Here is a 15,934-nt window from a genome sequence, read left to right as displayed (position 1 = left end):
CCCAAGATCAGCGCATCAGCAGGGTCTGCGCTGCGCTATCCCGAGGGCTCCACGCAGCCCCTGCTTTCCTCAACGTGTGACATTTCTATATGGCAGAAATTGTGACTTCTCTAAATGGCAGGAACAAGATTTGTAGCGGGGCGGATTCTAGATTGAAGTGCGAATTCCTTGGATTTCTATGGGGTTTCCCCTTTTCAAGGAATGCGAATGCTGGGCAGATATTATCACCTGGGATTGGACGAGCGGGGAATATTATATCGTCTGGTGCAGACTGGGCGAAGCGTAAAGCAGGCGGCGATGGAATTGGGGCGGCACCCCTCGACACTTTATCGCGAGATCAAACGCAACCGGCATCTGGATGAGGAGCCGCTGTTCCGCGGCTATTTCCCTACGATCGCGCAGACCAAGGCTACGGGTCGCCGTGTGCGCGGCGCCAAAGTTGCGCGCCATCCTGAACTGGCCATCTATATCATGGATCGTCTGGCAGCGGCCTGGTCCCCCGAACAGATCGCTGGCTATGTTCGCCGCCATCGCCTGGCCGGTCTCTCCATATGCCACGAGACGATCTATCAATATGTCTATGGCGGCGAAGGTAGTGACCAGGGATTGTGGCGTTTCCTGCCTCGCGCTCGCCGCTCACGACGTCGGCGCTATGCCCGCAAGCCGCGAGGTGTTCATATCCCGCTGGCTAACACGATCAAGGCGCGGCCTGCGGAGATCGGCCATCGGACCAGCTTTGGGCATTGGGAAGGCGACTTGGTGGCTTTCCGACAGGAATTTGGCAAAGCGAACCTGACGTCGCTGGTTGAACGGCGTAGCCGATTTACGATCCTGACGCGCAATCCGAGCCGTCACTCGGCCGGTGTCATGGCGGGTATCGACAGGCAGTTGAAGGCCCTGCCCTCTTCCCTTCGCCAAAGCATAACTTTCGACAGGGGAACGGAATTTGCCGCCTTTCTAACCCTGCGAGAGAAACTCGGCATGACCAGCTATTTTTGTATGCCATCAGCGCCATGGCAAAAGGGCAGCGTCGAAAACAGCAACGGCCGAATACGGCGCTTTCTACCGCTCGATACTGACATCGCGCTGGTGTCGGACAAAGAGCTCCAGGCGCTGGTTGACCGGCTCAACAACACGCCCCGCAAATGCCTCGACTACCGAACGCCGCAGGAGGTGCTGGGAGAGCAAATTGCCATCCTTCGGGCAGGGTAAATTTGGTCAGCCATGGTTGGGGCTCGCCCAACCATGGCTGAAGTGCTATGCAAGCCACGGAAGTCGCACTTCAAATGGAAAGCGCAGCGCCCAATAGAAATGTCACCCCTCCGCTAGTTAGAGATGTCACTCTCGACGTCGCAGTGCGGGTCATCGGTGGAATCGCGTTCTTCTCGTTACTGTTGCGACACGGACGTCACGCTCTTGCTTAACCGCATCCAAGTGCTGTGACCGGAAAACGTAACCGGATTTCCAGGCCATCGGTCCGCCAGTTACGCTGGATCGCCCCATTCAGTCCTTGGACCGAGACTTGCTCAAGTTTCGTTCCAAAACCCTCCGTCGAGGGAGAGGGCGCGGGTCCTCCGGATTCCGTCCACAAAATCTCCACTGTCGAGCCTTCCGACGAAACCCCAACGCTCAACCTACCTTCGATCACGGACAGCGCGCCATACTTCGCCGCATTGGTGGCAAATTCATGCAGCAGAAGTGCGAGAGATGTGAGCGGCCGATCGCTCACTGTTATCTCAGCTCCATGAACCTCGACATCAGCAAGGTCTAGGTACGGCTCTAGCACGCCCGAAATCAAGGAGAGTAACGTGGTACTTCCGAGATGATCGCCGTTTTCAGAGAAGTCGGGCAGTGTGAGGGCATGGGCCCTGGCGAGCGACGAGATTCGACCCTCAAGTGTCGCCGCGAGCTCTTCCACACTCTCCGCGCTGCGCGCGCTCAAAGCTACCAGACCAGAGGTCAACGCGAACAGATTCTTAACACGATGGTTCATCTCTCGCAGCAACAACAGCTGGCGTTGGGCTGCGCGCTTTCCATCGGTGACGTCGCGCAAAATCTTGGATGCGCCAATGATGTTTCCATCCTCGTCACGAACTGGCGACACCGTCACCGAAACCTCCACAATTTCCCCGTTTTTTGCGCGACGAATCGTTTCGAAATCGTCGATTCGCTCGCCCCGTCGGAGCTTGCTGATGATGTCCACCTCCTCGGCGAGGCAGTCATCCGGTATGATCTTGGTGATCGGTTGTCCGATAATTTCTGTAGCCTCGAACCCTAAAAGCCGCTGTGCGCCGCGGTTCCAACTCGTGACAATCCCGTCGAGCGTTTTGCTCAGTATGGCGTCATGAGAATTCTCTACGATCGCCACGAGCCAGGCATTCGACTCCTGCGCTTCCCGGTGTCGTAACAGGTCACTCTGACGGCAGGCCTCATCGCACAGCGTTGCGTCGGCGGTTTTCGATCGTGGTAGCGTGGATGGGTCGCGTTCCTTCATTGCGCCTGCGGTCCTACCTTATTCGATCGCATAAGTCTCTCTCAGATGCCCGCCGTTGCGCGGCATAAAGTCGGAAGCTGTCAGCTGATCACGCTTCTGCAGCTGCGGGGCAATGCATGGCTCCCGCGCCCCGCTCCGCCGTTTAGCCATGGGCAAAGAGAGCGACCGAGGGAGGCGAAGCTGGTGAGCGGTGAGGATTGAGGAGGAGCTTAGAAAATGACAGATTTAGAGCCAAATGAAACGGACGATGGGCGTCGGCAACGCCAAAAGGCGCTTGCAAGGTGGGAAAACGAGGGCGGCTTCTCCCCTCCTACTGAACCGGATAAAATCCCGGCGCTGTCCTGCTTATATTGCTGCGCGTGCTTACCGCCGACCAAGCCTATGGAGGCCTAAAGCCGGAGATTTTGATCCTCATTGCCGGCATGGTGGTGATCGGCATCGCGTTAGAGGAGAGTGGCCTCGCCGCGGCCGTTACCGGAGCGCTGGTGGGTTCCATGCGCGAGGTCGGGCCGCTGACCGCATTGATCGTTCTTTACGGACTTACGATGGTCCTGACGGAATTGCTGTCCAACGCCACTGTCGCCGTCTTGGTCCTGCCCGTCGCCGTCGCTCTCGCTGACAGCCTTGGGGTAAGTCCACGCTCTTTTATCGTGGCCGTCATGATGGCCGGGAGCGCGGCTTTCGCCACTCCCTTTGGGTACCAGACAAACGTAATTGTCTATCAAATGGGCGGTTATCGCTACATGGATTTCGTGCGTGTCGGATTGCCGCTCAATCTACTGACCTTTGCCGTTGCCGTTTTGGCGATACGAGCTTTCTTCCCCTTTTGAATAGCTGACGCGCCGAACTCTTCAAGAAGATCGCGTGCAAAATCAGCTTCCCTTGATGCGATCGACCAGCAAGTCAAAGTTTCGTGTGGCGGCGAAGGGTGTCTTGAAACAAAATATTGAAGCGCCATATCAAACCTATGGTCGTCGTTGAAACAAAATCCAGCTTAGAGCGCTGCCGCAAAATCTGCGGATAACCGGACGCGCGCATCGCCAGCGCTAGCGTCCGGGCATTTACGGTCAGCGTTACGTCGGCTTTAAGTTTTCTTACAGGACAGATGTATTTAAGGCCCTACCGTGAATCTGTGTCCCAATAATGCACTGGAGCCGACACGACCTATTGCCGCCGGTCGCCCATGAAGCGCAGCAGGAACAGGAACAGGTTGATGAAGTCGAGATAAAGGGTAAGCGCCCCCATCACGACCGCCTTGCCGTGGAATTCCGAACCGGCCACCTCGAAGTAGACGCTCTTGATCTTTTGCGTGTCGAAAGCCGTCAAGCCCGCAAACAGGAGCACGCCAACCGCGCTGACGATGAGATCCAAAGCGGACGACCGCAGGAACATGTTGACGATCATGGCGATGAGCAGGCCGACGACGCCCATGATCAGGAAGGTTCCAAACGCCGACAGATTCCTCTTGGTAGTGTAACCCCATAGGCTCAGGCCCCCGAAGGCTGCGGCAGCGACGAAGAAAGTGCGCGCGACACTCACGCCGGTATAGGCGAGAAAGATTGTCGAGAGCGACACGCCCATCAGGATCGCATAAGTCCAGAACAATGTCTTGACGGTGCGCTCGGATAGCCGGTTGATGCCGAAGCTGAGCGCAAAGACGAGGGCGAGTGGTGCGAAGACCGCGATCCATCCGAGCAACGTCGGAGCGCCGCTCGCCGTGAAAAATACGGCACGCACGCCAGTGCTGTTGACAACGAACAAGGCGACGATCCCGGTCAACAATAGACCGCTGGCCATGTAGTTGTAGACCGCGAGCATATATGCTCGCAGTCCCGCATGAAAGGCGGCCGCAGGCCCCTTCGGGATTGCGCGAGCAGCAAGCGGCGATGTGGTCGGTTTCAACGGATCTGCCATGGCCAGTGCTCTTTCTCGGTGTGGCGATTGCGTGTTCCAGTCAGCTCGGCGATGCGACCGATCAAAAGGTCGCGGCCGGCAGGAATTTCATTGTTGATCCGCGCTTGCGTCACGCGTCGCACCGAACAGGCGCGCAAGGTGGGGCACAAACGGTGGAACGGTCTTTGTGTAGCGACGATAAGCATCGCCAAATTCGGCGAGCGCCTCACGCTCTTCGGCCCGTGCCAGACGCAAATACATGACGACAAGTACTGGAAACATCGCCAGCGTGAGGATGGTCGGCCACTGCAGCAAGAAGCCGACCATCACCAATACGAACCCATCATACTGTGGGTGGCGAACCAAGCCATAGATTCCGGTGGTAGCGAGCTTATGCCGGCGCTGGCTTTCATGAAGCGCCGTCCATCCAACGGCGATCAGCCAGAAGCCGGCGCCGATCAGCACGAAGCTGGCAATGTGGAACAGCCCGAAATGAGGGTTGATGCGCCAGCCAAACATCATCTCGAGGAGGTGGCCGGCGTCGTGGCTCCACCAGTTGACGCCGGGGAAGTGGGACTGGAGCCATCCTGAAAGCACGAAAATCGTTAGCGGGAACCCATACATCTCGGCGAAGAGGGCGACGATGAACGCGCTGAACGCTCCGAAACTGCGCCAGTCGCGCTTGGTTGCCGGCTTGAAGAAGCTGAATGCGAACAGGATGAACACGGCTGCGTTGACCAGCGCGAGCCCCCACAGGCCGTAGCCGTAATCGATATGCGTCATCGCGGCTCTCCCTCGGCGCGCTCATTGAGATTGGCCAGCGGGGCGCGGCCGGTCTCCTGGTCATGAGCATGCTGATGACCGCCATGACCATTATGCATGAACAGGTGCATGAGCGGACAAGCGAGAAGAATCAGGTAGGGGAGCAGGCCAAAAAAGTGCGCGGTGTGCTCAGTGATCAGGAAGAAGCCGGCAACGAGCAGAAATCCGATCAGGACGAACGTCCCGCGCCGGCGTATCTGATGGTCATGATCGTTCATACCGCTCTCTTCTGGTCAATGCCCGACGAGCATAGATCCCGGTCCAGAAGGCGCGGTATAAGTAGACACCGCAGCGGACCGCGCGGGCGGCGGTGCTCCCTGCGGTTCAGCCCTGCCCGCCCAGCGTAGTCCGCCTTTTCATCGAAGCCAGGGCGGCTCCGCGTTACCTGCGGTCTTTGCGTATAGTTTCTAGCGTCTCGGACCAGGAAATCTGCACGGCACTAGATAATCGCGAGAGGCAGCCAGAATTCATGCACAAGCGAAAGAAGAAACACAGGTCCCGCGCCCATTTGGGGGCGACCGTGCTCGAGCGCGAGGCAAAGATCGACCTTGCGGAGCGTCCTGCCGACGGTCTCGGCATCGCCTTCCTCGGCGCATCGGAGACCGTCACGGGCTCGCGTTACCTGGTGGATGACGGCGAGACGCAGGTCGTCATCGATTCCGGCCTGTTCCAGGGGCCTAGGGACCTGCGCCGCCTCAACTGGGCGCCCATTCCGCCCGAGGTCGCCGACGTCGACCTGGTGCTGCTGACCCATGCGCATCTCGATCATTCCGGCGCTCTGCCGCGCATGGCGCGTCTCGGCTGGGATGGAACCGTTCTCAGCACACGGGCCACCGAAGCCTTGTGCGAACTTCTTCTGCCGGACAGCGGACACCTCCAGGAGAAGGACGCCGAGTTTGCCAATCGCCACGGCTTTTCACGGCACCAACCCGCGCTGCCTCTCTACACCCAGGCCGACGCGCGCATGGCGCTGCAGCTGTTCCGAACGGTCGAGTTCGGAGCGTGGCACGCAATCGCCGACGGTATCAAGGCGCGCTATCACCGCGCCGGCCATATTCTCGGCGCCGCATCGATCGAGATCGACTGGAACGGTCGCACGATCCTCTTCTCCGGCGATGTCGGACGTTATGGCGACGCAGTCATGAAGGATCCCGAGCCGCCTGAGCGGGCAGATTACGTCGTCGTGGAATCAACCTATGGAGATCGCCGGCACGAGCAGGTCGATCCGGCAAGGGTGCTGGGTGATCATATCGAACGATGCGTCAGGCGCGGCGGAACTGTCGTCATCCCAGCCTTCGCGGTCGGGCGCGCCCAGTCGCTGCTGTATCACCTGTCCCGCCTGCGCGCTGACGGACGCCTGCGGGACATTCCCATCTATCTCGACAGCCCGATGGCGATCAATGCGAGCGGGCTGATGTGCGACTTCATGGGGGAGCACCGGCTGAGTCGCGCGGAGTGCGAAACTGCCTGTGGGGTGGCGCATTATGTACGGGAGGTCGAGGAGTCCAAGGAGCTGACCGCCAATGCCGCCCCCAAGGTCATCATTTCGGCAAGCGGCATGGCGACCGGCGGCCGCGTTCTCCATCATCTCAAGCGCTTCGCACCCGATGGGAAGAACCTCATCCTCTTTTCGGGGTTCCAGGCGGCGGGGACACGCGGCGCGGCGATAATCGGCGGGGCCCGGACGATCAAGATCCACGGCGAATATATCCCGGTCGCGGCCGAGGTCGCGAACCTCACCATGCTCTCGGCCCACGCCGACAGCGACGAGCTCATGCGGTGGCTCGGCGCGCTGCACGAGGGGCCACGACACGTCTATGTCACTCACGGCGAGCCGACCGGCGCGCATGTGCTGGCGAAGCGCATCTCGGAAGAACTGAACTGGTCGTGCAGCGTGCCGGCATTAGGAAGCTGGGGCCTGCTCGCGTGAGAGCTTCTGCAATCGAGGAGGCCGATTCGGAGCCCGTCGCGACGACGCTGCGGGCGCGCCGCCTCGGCCTGACCGCAGCCGGCAACGACCTCATTGCAGTCATGCGCCACGACTGCCCGGTCTGCCGATCCGAAGGCCTCGCCTCGCGGGCGCAAGTCAGCCTCCGTGCCGGCGACAACGAAGTGGTGGTTTCCTTGCTGCACAGCTCGGGCGATGCTCCTGCGCCCGGGGAAATAGGCCTGTCCGAGACAGCGTGGCATCGGCTCGGTGTCCGTGACGACGATCTGGTCGAGATCACGCACGCCCAGCCGCTCGCCTCGCTCAGCGACGTACGCCGTCGCATCTACGGGAACCGGCTTGGCAAAGAGGCCTTCTCCGCGATCATCAGCGACATCACCGAGCGTCGGTACAGCGATGTCCATCTCGCAGCCTTCGTGACGGCCTGTTCGGCAGTGCCGCTCGATCAGGATGAAACCATCGGGCTCACCAGGGCCATGGTTGATGTCGGTGAGCGGCTGAGCTGGCCCGGCGCGGTCATCGTCGACAAGCATAGTGTCGGCGGATTGCCGGGAAATCGCACGACGCCGATCGTCGTCTCGATCATGGCCGCTGAAGGCTTGATCATGCCCAAGACATCCTCGCGGGCGATCACCTCGCCGGCCGGCACCGCCGACACGATGGAAGTACTGGCACCCGTCGACCTCGACGTCCCCGCGATCCGCCGGGTGGTCGAACGCGAAGGCGGGTGTATCGTGTGGGGCGGCGCCGTCCGGCTGAGTCCGGCCGACGATGTAATCATCGGAGTCGAACGGGTGCTCGACATCGATGCGGTCGGCCAGATGGTGGCCTCGGTTCTCTCCAAGAAGATCGCCGCCGGCGCGACCCATCTCGTGATCGACATCCCGGTCGGTCCGACTGCCAAGGTGCGCAGCGCCGATGCGGCCGACACACTCTCAACGGCGCTGACGTCGGTCGCCGAAGCCTTTGGCTTGCGTACCCGCGTAATGTGCGGCTCAGGCGCCGAGCCGATCGGACGTGGCATCGGCCCGGCGCTCGAAGCTCAGGATATACTGGCCGTGCTTCAAGGCGAACCCGGCGCGGAGGATCTCGCGCAGCGCGCATGCGAACTCGCCGGAGGCCTCTTCGAGTTGGCGGGGGCAACACCAGCCGGCGGAGGGTTCGCGCGGGCGCTGGAAAGTCTCGAAAGCGGCCGTGCCTGGGCGAAATTCCAACGCATCTGCGAAGCTCAGGGCGGCATGCGCGCACCCCCGGTTGCCCCATTTCAGCAGGATATGATCGCGCCTTATACCGGCCGGCTCGTCAGCATCGACAACCGCAAGCTCGCGACCGTCGCAAAGCTCGCCGGCGCCCCGATGGCCAAAGCCGCGGGAGTCGCGCTCCATAGCCGCCTGAACCAGAGAGTTGAGGCAGGCACACCCCTGTGCACCATACATGCCGAGAGCCCAGGCGAACTCGACTATGCGGCAGCCTTCGCGGTGAGCAATGGTGCGATCTTCGGGATCGCCGCGGAATGAGCCGGCCGATCGTCTTCGCGCTTCCCGGCAGTGAGGCGCTCCTCCAGGCCTTGTGTGCCGCGCTCGGCGCACAGCCGGGCGTACTGGAGCACCGCGAGTTCCCGGACGGAGAATCGTATCTCAGGACCGTAAGCGATGTCGCCGATCGTGACGTCGTCCTCCTGTGCAGCCTCGATCGTCCGAATGCAAAGCTGTTGCCACTTCTGTTCGCAGCGGACACGGTTCGCGAGCTTGGGGCGCGCAAGGCTGGCCTTGTCGCTCCCTATCTTGCCTACATGCGCCAAGACGTGCGCTTCCATCCCGGCGAGGCCGTGACGTCGCGCACCTTTTCCGCCGTCCTGTCGCGCCATCTCGACTGGATGGTGACGGTCGATCCCCATCTCCACCGCTATCATGATCTGTCGGAAATCTACCGCATTCCTACTCGGGTCGTTCATGCCGCGCCGCTGATGGCGTCCTGGATCAAGCAGAATGTCGCCCGACCGCTGATCATTGGACCCGACGCGGAAAGCCAGCAATGGGTGGCGCAGGTAGCAGCGGACGCTGACGCGCCGTACCTCGTTTGCGAGAAGGCGCGTTCCGGCGATCGCGAGGTGACCATCTCGATCCCCGATGCCTCCACCTTTTCCAACCGCCAGGCGGTGCTGGTAGATGATATCGCCTCATCGGGCCGCACACTCGCGGGCGCTGCGCGCCAGCTCGTTGGCATGGGTTTTGCGCCGCCCGATTGCGCGGTGGTGCATCCCCTCTTCGCGGGAGACGCAGCACAGGTGCTGGGCGCGCTTGTTGGCCGCATCGTCAGCACCAACACAGTTGTCCACGCTTCTAACGGTATCGACACGGTGCCCATGATCGCCGAGGCGGTTCACAGCCTCCTGTAATCGGCATGGGTCCACCTTCGCGATTGGTGAGCCAACGATCGCACGTTCCTGACCGTCCGCACCGACTGGAACGCGTGTGCGATCAGCCCCGCGCGTGCAACAGTGCAAATCCCTCTTGACCTTGGACTATGGTCCAACCCGCACAAGGCCCGCGCGAAGCGGCGCCATGATCGCCGCTGCAGCATGGTGCCGGTTCGGTTTGCCTAGGAGGACCATGGGGGACAAGCGCGTCGTTCATATCGTCGATGACGAAGAGACAATCAGGAAAGCAGTTGGATTCACGCTACGCACGGCGGGGTTTGTCGTTGAGACTTATGCGTCGGGACCGGAATTTCTGCAGAGTGCAGATGAGGCCGAGAACGGGTGCGTCATTTTGGACATGCATATGCCGGACATGGATGGTCTAGAGGTTCAGGCCGCCCTGGCACAGATAAACATCGACATGCCGGTCGTCGTGCTGACCGGAAATGGCGATGTGGCGCTGGCAGTCCAGGCGATGAAGGCAGGCGCCGTGGACTTTCTCGCCAAGCCGATCGAAAGGGCCATACTGCTCGATGCGATCGACCGCGCTTTCGCGCGCATTGATCGGGCAGATAGCCGTACCGTCGAAGAAGCCGGAGCGCGGAGGCTGATTGATCTGCTGACGCAGCGTGAAAGGGATGTTCTTGAAGGTCTCGCCCAGGGCCACCCGAACAAGACTATCGCCTACGACCTCGGCATCTCTTCCCGAACGGTCGAGGTCCATCGCGCCAACCTCATGTCCAAACTCGGCGTCCATACCCTTTCCCAAACCTTGAGGATCGCCTTTTCGGCAGGAATGGGAAAGCTGCCGTGAGCCTCTAAACACAGCCATATAACTGCGCTTCCTTCGGCTTAGCCAGCCCGGAGTGACAGCGAAACGCCGTCATAAGCTGCGCCACCTTCGCCAAGAAGGTGATGATACCACCCCGGCCGGCGGCTTTGGTGCGGGCTCATTCCTGCCAAAGGGCAAGCCGATCTTCGATCGCTATCTCAAAATCGCGTTAGAGTTCAACGATGAGAAGATAAACGGCGGCCAATGACAACGCAAACAGGCCCGCAATAACCCACAGAAAGTCGGAACTCAGGACGATATTGCTGTAAAGAAAGCGGCCGAATACGATCAGGAGACTTAGTGCGGTCGCCCTGATCAGCCAGCTATTCCGCCCAGTCAGCATGAAAACGCCGGCTCCGGTCAACATGGTTCCGTATCCCGCGATAAAGCCTCCCCACGTGTTAAATACGATGCCAAGCCAATCCCGCAATGCTGGCGAAAGAGCCTGCGGATTGCCGCCAATATAGCGAACATCCTCCGGGAGCAGTGGTGGACGGAATCCGAGGAAATATATCGAAAGCCCCATCGTGAGAACGCCAAGTGCGATCAACACTCCGCCCACCAGAGCGGGTCTGATCCGAGAGACGGGCTGCTTTACCATTTTCTACCGACAGTCAGCTCAGCGATGATGGGACAATCCGGCCGTTCGTCGCCGTGACACTGCTCGGCAAGATCGAGGAGTGTCTTCCGCAGGGTAGTCAGGGCTTCGGCCTTGCGCTGAAGTTCCTCCGCACGCGCCAGCGCAACCCGCTTCACATCGGCGCTGTTGCGGCCATTATCCGCCCAAAGGCTGAGCAGGGTCCGAATTTCCGCGATCGGGAAGCCGAGATCGCGCGCATTGGCGATGAACCGCAGGCGATAAAGGTCGCGCTCGCCATAGTCGCGATAGCCCGCGCCCCGGCGCGGCGGCGCCGGGATGAGGCCGATCTTCTCATAGTGGCGGATCATCCGCTCCGAGACGCCGGTCTGTTTCGAAGCCTCCCCGATATTCATGCTGAGCCCTTCTCGCCCGCCTTGAGAGGAAAGGTGCGGGCGGCATCCCCGACCATCCGGTCCACGCACCAGCGGGCGTAGAAGCCCGCGAACAGCGCGCCCAAGAGTCGCCCCGGGAACGAACCGGGCAAGCCATAGTCGATCCACACCCGCAATCGCGATCCCGACGGCAAGGGCTCGATCTCGAAGCCCATCTCGTAGCCGCCGATAATCAGGAGCTGCGGTGCACCGACGGTTCGCCATCGCTTGCGCCGCGGGGGCTCATGCTCAACCACCACCTCGTCCACTCGGAGGTTGAGCCCGAAGGCCGAGCCGATCATGGTGATACGCGAGCCGATCGCCTTGCCGCACTGCTCATCGAGCAGATACTCTATCCCGCCGCCGCCCATCATCCAGAACGACCCGGTCATGTGACTGGCGAGCGATGCCGGATCGTCGAGCCGCACGAACAGCGCATCCGAAGCGGCAGCGGTTTCGCGAACCTCTTCGAGGTGATGCGTGAGTTGCGACATCACGGCGGTGTCGGCAGCCATGATCCTTGCTTCACAGCGCTTGCCGGTTGAGGCGGAGCGCGTTCGTGACAACGCTCACCGAAGACAGCGCCATCGCCAACGCCGCGATGATCGGTGACAGGAGGATGCCGAACAGCGGATAGAGGACGCCCGCCGCGACCGGGACCCCGGCGACATTGTAGATGAAGGCGAAGACCAGGTTCTGGCGGATGTTGGACATGGTCGCCTGGCTCAACCGCCGTGCCCGCACGATGCCCATGAGATCGCCCTTGAGGAGCGTCACGCCCGCGCTCTCGATCGCAACGTCCGTCCCCGAGCCCATGGCGATGCCGACATCGGCGGCAGCCAGCGCCGGCGCGTCGTTGACGCCATCTCCAGCCATCGCGACGACGCGGCCTTCGGCTTTAAGACGAGCGACCACGGCACTCTTCTGGTCTGGCAGAACTTCGGCCTCGACATCGTCGATCCCGAGGCGTCTCGCGACCGCTTCGGCGGTCGTGCGGTTGTCGCCGGTCAGCATGACGACGCGGATACCTTCCGCCTTGAGCGCGGCCAACGCTTCGGGTGTCGTCTGCTTCACAGGATCGGCGATCGCGAACGCTCCTCCCACCTTGCCGTCGACACCGATGAAGATCGCCGTGGCGCCATCGCGGCGAAGCGTGTCGGCCTGCTCAGCCAGCGCTTCCGTCGCGATCCCCTCCTCGCCCAGGAAGCGGGCATTGCCGAGGACGATCCGGCGGCCATCGACGGTGCCGAGCGCGCCGCGCCCTGTCGGAGAGTCGAAGTCGCTCACCTCGCTCATGGCGATGCCACGGTCTTTCGCGGCCTCGACGATCGCAAGTGCCAGCGGATGCTCGGACGCACGCTCCACCGATGCGGCAAGACGCAGCAGCTCCGCTTCGTCGAAGCCGGAAGCCGGCACGACCTGCGTGACAGCCGGACGGCCTTCGGTAAGCGTGCCGGTCTTGTCGACGACGAGCGTGTCGACCTTTTCCATATGCTCAAGGGCCTCGGCATTCTTGATGAGGACGCCGAGCCCCGCGCCCCGGCCGACACCGACCATGATTGACATCGGCGTGGCCAACCCGAGCGCGCAGGGACAGGCGATGATCAGCACGGCAACGGCCGCGACGAGCCCGTAGGCGAAGCGCGGCTCCGGGCCCCAGATGCTCCAGGCGATGAAGGCGATGATAGCGATGCCGATGACGACGGGGACGAACCAGCCCGAGACCTGATCGGCCATGCGCTGGATCGGCGCGCGCGAGCGCTGCGCCTCCGCGACCATCTGGACGATGCGCGCGAGCATCGTGTCGCGCCCGACCTTGTCGGCGACGATGACGAGCGCGCCGGTCTGGTTGAGCGTGCCGCCGATGACCTTGTCTTGCCTGGCCTTGGTAACGGGCATGGATTCGCCGGTGACCATCGATTCGTCGAGCGAGGAGCGTCCATCCTCGACCACGCCGTCGACCGGCACCTTCTCGCCGGGACGTACCCGCAGGCGGTCGCCCACGGCGATCAACTCGAGACCGACCTCTTCCTCCGCGCCGTCAGCGGCGATGCGACGCGCGGTCTTGGGCGCGAGATTGAGCAGAGCCTTGATCGCGCCGGAGGTGCGTTCTCGCGCACGCAGCTCCAGTACCTGCCCCAGCAGCACAAGGACGGTGATCACTGCGGCCGCCTCAAAATAGACCGCGACCATCCCGTCCCCGGCGCGGAATGCGGGCGGAAATATCTGCGGGGCGAGCGTCGCGACGACGCTGTAGACCCAGGCGACGCCGGTCCCCATGGCGATCAGAGTGAACATGTTGAGATTGCGGGTCTTGAGCGAGGCCCAGCCCCGCACGAAGAACGGCCATCCGGCCCAGAGCACGACCGGGGTGGCGAGGACGAGCTGAACCCAGACCGAGACCGACATCGGCACCAAGCGATGGATTACCGGGAAGAGGTGCGCCCCCATTTCGAGGATCAACACGGGAACCGCGAGCACCAGACCAACCCAGAACCGCCGCGTGAAATCGATCAGCTCATGACTGGGGCCGCTGTCGGCGGTCACCGTTGCCGGCTCGAGCGCCATGCCGCAGATCGGGCAGGCACCGGGATGGTCCTGACGGATCTCGGGATGCATCGGGCATGTCCAGATCGTGCCTTCGGGGGCCTCGGCCGGCGACGCGGCCGGCCGGAAGTAGCGCTCCGGATCGGCAATGAACTTGGAGCGGCAGCCCGCGCTGCAGAAATGCCAGCTCTTGCCGCCATGCTCGGCATGATGGGCGGTCTTGGCCGGATCGACGGTCATGCCGCAGACCGGATCCTTCACGCCCGCCACTGGTTTCGCCGCACCGTGGCCGCCGCAGCAACCGCCTCCATGCGCCGCTGAGTGTGTCTCGTTCATCGCCTTGCTCCTTTTCGACGCCTGACGATGTAGGGTCTGACACCGTGTCAGGGTCAATACGTATTCTCCTAAGCGGCGAGGCTGGTGCTCAACGCCCCCACGCTCGACACCCGGCTGCGCGAAACAGGGATATGTCTCAAGTCGATCCCGGGCTGCGTTGATCCGGCTCCCAAGGGCGGCGCGTAGGACTGCATGGCGCTCGCTCTGCTCGGGCGGTTGGCATTGCGCTAGACCGACATTGGCGGAGACAGTGTTCCCAGCCATGCGACGAGCCCTAGAATGACGACCGCCAGGCAGCCCTCGACGAGCAAGCTCTTGCGCAACAGGACCATCGCCGCCGCCGCGTCCTGTTGCGCAATGGCGAAATTCAGCGCGGGCGTGAGGCGGAAGCGGTTGAGTCCGGCAAGGCCGACCATCGCGGCAAAAAGCAGGAGCTTGGCGATCAGCAGCAGCCCATAGGTCGATTGCGCCAGCGTCAGGACATGGTCAGGGCCGACCAAAAAGGCGCCGTTGATGGCGCCGGTGAGAATGAGCAGGCCAACGATCAGCGTGCCGACGCTTGCGAAGCCGCGCAGGGCGCACTCGGCCAGCATTGCCCGCTCCATGTCATCGGTCGCGATCGTCGGCAGGGTCAGGATGAGAAAGGCGGCGATCGCCCCGACCCATGCCCCGGCCGCAAAGAGATGAAGGAGGTCGGCCGCAAGTTGCAGCCACCCCGCATTGCCTTCCCCGGCCGCGCCGTGACCCGACCAGGCAAGCGTCGCCAGCGCGACTGCGCCTGCGACCGTCACACCCAGGGTGGCGCCGCGCGGCAATCGGCTCAGCAGCGCAGCGCCGAACAGCACGAAAAGAAGCGCCAGCATTCGTATCTTGAGCGCGAGGCCCAGCGCCGTTTCGTCGAGGAGGTCGCCGAGGATCGACATGTCCGGCTGGGTGAACGGCACGCCGGCCATGGCCGCTCCCTGGAACAGGAAACCCAGCGAAGAGAGGATGAGGCCGAGCACCGCGAGGCCGATGAGCGGAGCGACCATCGGCAGGTGCCGCCGCCCGGTCCGCCCGCCGCCGAGCGCATAGAGCGCAAACAGCGGCAGACCGAACAGCAGCCCGAGGTCGACGTAGAGCGCCCAGCGGATCGCGACGAGAGCCACGTCGCTCACCGGGTCACGTCACAGTGAAGGCGAGGTTGCCCTGAATCCGGTGCGTATCGGTCGAGACGACATGCCAGGCGACCTGATAGCTTCCGGCCGAGAGCGGTCGCGCGAGCGTCAGGATAAGCGTCTTGCCGTCAGCGCCGGTCGAGGTCTTGAAGCCCGTGACCGCCATGCGATGGTTGGGCATGCCGGGCATGCCGGTCATGACGATCTCGGCGCCCGACAGCCTGGGCATCAAGCCCTCGCTGAAAGTGAGCGTGATCTTCGACGGGGCCGCGACGCTCGCATTGGCGACAGGCGTCGAGGACAGGAGCTTGGGATGGGCGAAGGCCGGGGATGCGACGAGCACGCTGGCGGCGAGCGCGGCCAGGGCAAGGCGATGCGGTGCAGGCATGAAAGCAACTCCTTCGAAGAACGGTATTGCTGAATACGCAGCGCCGAGGCTTACCCCTCAAAATATTCACGCGCGCATCGCATGAGG

General features: G+C 62.3%; 15 protein-coding genes and 1 pseudogene. 6 read left to right on the top strand and 10 right to left on the bottom strand.

The window, feature by feature from the left end; all coding sequences use genetic code 11:
- Positions 1 to 207 precede the first annotated feature (207 nt).
- A complete protein-coding gene (locus LQ220_RS16480) occupies positions 208 to 1,212 on the top strand; it encodes an IS30 family transposase (protein WP_043153125.1) in 1,005 nt (334 codons plus the stop codon).
- A 208-nt stretch (positions 1,213 to 1,420) separates the two neighbouring features.
- Here the strand turns inward: LQ220_RS16480 and LQ220_RS16475 are convergent, their stop codons facing one another.
- The gene (locus tag LQ220_RS16475) at positions 1,421 to 2,494 is read right to left on the bottom strand and encodes a PAS domain S-box protein (protein WP_081764204.1); all 1,074 of its coding nucleotides are present in this window, start codon (positions 2,492 to 2,494) and stop codon (positions 1,421 to 1,423) included.
- A gap of 332 nt (positions 2,495 to 2,826) precedes the next feature.
- Here LQ220_RS16475 and LQ220_RS16470 point away from each other — a divergent pair.
- Positions 2,827 to 3,324 (top strand): annotated as a pseudogene (locus LQ220_RS16470) (SLC13 family permease); the annotation flags it as partial.
- Between the two features lie 334 nt (positions 3,325 to 3,658).
- Here LQ220_RS16470 and LQ220_RS16465 read toward each other — a convergent pair.
- From LQ220_RS16465 to LQ220_RS16455, 3 genes are all read right to left on the bottom strand, one after another.
- Positions 3,659 to 4,408 (bottom strand): Bax inhibitor-1/YccA family protein, encoded by a 750-nt coding sequence (locus LQ220_RS16465; protein WP_230189227.1) that lies wholly within the window; start codon positions 4,406 to 4,408, stop codon positions 3,659 to 3,661.
- An 87-nt stretch (positions 4,409 to 4,495) separates the two neighbouring features.
- A complete protein-coding gene (locus LQ220_RS16460) occupies positions 4,496 to 5,170 on the bottom strand; it encodes an isoprenylcysteine carboxylmethyltransferase family protein (RefSeq protein ID WP_043153233.1) in 675 nt (224 codons plus the stop codon).
- Entirely contained in the window at positions 5,167 to 5,427 is a 261-nt protein-coding gene (locus tag LQ220_RS16455) for a DUF2933 domain-containing protein (protein ID WP_043153230.1), read from the bottom strand. Before LQ220_RS16455 ends, LQ220_RS16460 begins: the two co-directional genes overlap by 4 nt.
- A 251-nt stretch (positions 5,428 to 5,678) precedes the next feature.
- Here LQ220_RS16455 and LQ220_RS16450 point away from each other — a divergent pair, with 251 nt between their 5' ends.
- From LQ220_RS16450 to LQ220_RS16435, 4 genes are all read left to right on the top strand, one after another.
- Positions 5,679 to 7,139, top strand: coding sequence for an MBL fold metallo-hydrolase (locus LQ220_RS16450; RefSeq protein ID WP_230189226.1), 1,461 nt, complete (start codon positions 5,679 to 5,681; stop codon positions 7,137 to 7,139).
- Positions 7,136 to 8,674 carry a thymidine phosphorylase family protein gene (locus LQ220_RS16445; protein WP_043153228.1) on the top strand — a complete coding sequence of 513 codons (1,539 nt, stop codon included), beginning with the start codon at positions 7,136 to 7,138 and terminating at the stop codon, positions 8,672 to 8,674. Before LQ220_RS16450 ends, LQ220_RS16445 begins: the two co-directional genes overlap by 4 nt.
- Entirely contained in the window at positions 8,671 to 9,555 is an 885-nt protein-coding gene (locus tag LQ220_RS16440; protein ID WP_043153225.1) for a ribose-phosphate pyrophosphokinase, read from the top strand. Before LQ220_RS16445 ends, LQ220_RS16440 begins: the two co-directional genes overlap by 4 nt.
- A 214-nt stretch (positions 9,556 to 9,769) precedes the next feature.
- Positions 9,770 to 10,390 (top strand): response regulator, encoded by a 621-nt coding sequence (locus LQ220_RS16435; protein WP_043153223.1) that lies wholly within the window; start codon positions 9,770 to 9,772, stop codon positions 10,388 to 10,390.
- A gap of 187 nt (positions 10,391 to 10,577) precedes the next feature.
- On the opposite strand, the gene LQ220_RS16430 is transcribed toward LQ220_RS16435, so the two are convergent.
- The 6 genes from LQ220_RS16430 to copC form a co-directional block, all read right to left on the bottom strand.
- Positions 10,578 to 10,961, bottom strand: coding sequence for a hypothetical protein (locus tag LQ220_RS16430; RefSeq protein WP_230189225.1), 384 nt, complete (start codon positions 10,959 to 10,961; stop codon positions 10,578 to 10,580).
- A gap of 41 nt (positions 10,962 to 11,002) precedes the next feature.
- Positions 11,003 to 11,401, bottom strand: coding sequence for a Cu(I)-responsive transcriptional regulator (gene cueR / locus LQ220_RS16425; RefSeq protein WP_043153220.1), 399 nt, complete (start codon positions 11,399 to 11,401; stop codon positions 11,003 to 11,005).
- Complete coding sequence (locus LQ220_RS16420; RefSeq protein WP_221214393.1) at positions 11,398 to 11,934, bottom strand: SRPBCC family protein; 537 nt, start codon at positions 11,932 to 11,934, stop codon at positions 11,398 to 11,400. Before LQ220_RS16420 ends, cueR begins: the two co-directional genes overlap by 4 nt.
- A gap of 10 nt (positions 11,935 to 11,944) precedes the next feature.
- Complete coding sequence (locus LQ220_RS16415) at positions 11,945 to 14,302, bottom strand: heavy metal translocating P-type ATPase (RefSeq protein ID WP_043153218.1); 2,358 nt, start codon at positions 14,300 to 14,302, stop codon at positions 11,945 to 11,947.
- Positions 14,303 to 14,529: 227 nt separating this feature from the next.
- Positions 14,530 to 15,459, bottom strand: coding sequence for a copper homeostasis membrane protein CopD (gene copD, locus LQ220_RS16410; RefSeq protein ID WP_043153217.1), 930 nt, complete (start codon positions 15,457 to 15,459; stop codon positions 14,530 to 14,532).
- Between the two features lie 4 nt (positions 15,460 to 15,463).
- Positions 15,464 to 15,847 carry a copper homeostasis periplasmic binding protein CopC gene (copC, locus tag LQ220_RS16405; RefSeq protein ID WP_021244014.1) on the bottom strand — a complete coding sequence of 128 codons (384 nt, stop codon included), beginning with the start codon at positions 15,845 to 15,847 and terminating at the stop codon, positions 15,464 to 15,466.
- Positions 15,848 to 15,934 lie beyond the last annotated feature (87 nt).

Source organism: Sphingobium sp. CECT 9361, from assembly GCF_918741285.1.
In the GTDB taxonomy this organism is placed as follows: Bacteria; Pseudomonadota; Alphaproteobacteria; order Sphingomonadales; family Sphingomonadaceae; genus Sphingobium.
This window is presented reverse-complemented; position numbering and strand designations above follow the sequence as displayed.

Coding starts and splice junctions, on each gene's coding strand:
- LQ220_RS16480 (WP_043153125.1), top strand. CDS start 208: ATGCTGGGCAGATATTATCACCTGGGATTGGACGAGCGGGGAATATTA.
- LQ220_RS16475 (WP_081764204.1), bottom strand. CDS start 2,494: ATGAAGGAACGCGACCCATCCACGCTACCACGATCGAAAACCGCCGAC.
- LQ220_RS16465 (WP_230189227.1), bottom strand. CDS start 4,408: ATGGCAGATCCGTTGAAACCGACCACATCGCCGCTTGCTGCTCGCGCA.
- LQ220_RS16460 (WP_043153233.1), bottom strand. CDS start 5,170: ATGACGCATATCGATTACGGCTACGGCCTGTGGGGGCTCGCGCTGGTC.
- LQ220_RS16455 (WP_043153230.1), bottom strand. CDS start 5,427: ATGAACGATCATGACCATCAGATACGCCGGCGCGGGACGTTCGTCCTG.
- LQ220_RS16450 (WP_230189226.1), top strand. CDS start 5,679: ATGCACAAGCGAAAGAAGAAACACAGGTCCCGCGCCCATTTGGGGGCG.
- LQ220_RS16440 (WP_043153225.1), top strand. CDS start 8,671: ATGAGCCGGCCGATCGTCTTCGCGCTTCCCGGCAGTGAGGCGCTCCTC.
- LQ220_RS16435 (WP_043153223.1), top strand. CDS start 9,770: ATGGGGGACAAGCGCGTCGTTCATATCGTCGATGACGAAGAGACAATC.
- cueR (WP_043153220.1), bottom strand. CDS start 11,401: ATGAATATCGGGGAGGCTTCGAAACAGACCGGCGTCTCGGAGCGGATG.
- LQ220_RS16420 (WP_221214393.1), bottom strand. CDS start 11,934: ATGGCTGCCGACACCGCCGTGATGTCGCAACTCACGCATCACCTCGAA.
- LQ220_RS16415 (WP_043153218.1), bottom strand. CDS start 14,302: ATGAACGAGACACACTCAGCGGCGCATGGAGGCGGTTGCTGCGGCGGC.
- copC (WP_021244014.1), bottom strand. CDS start 15,847: ATGCCTGCACCGCATCGCCTTGCCCTGGCCGCGCTCGCCGCCAGCGTG.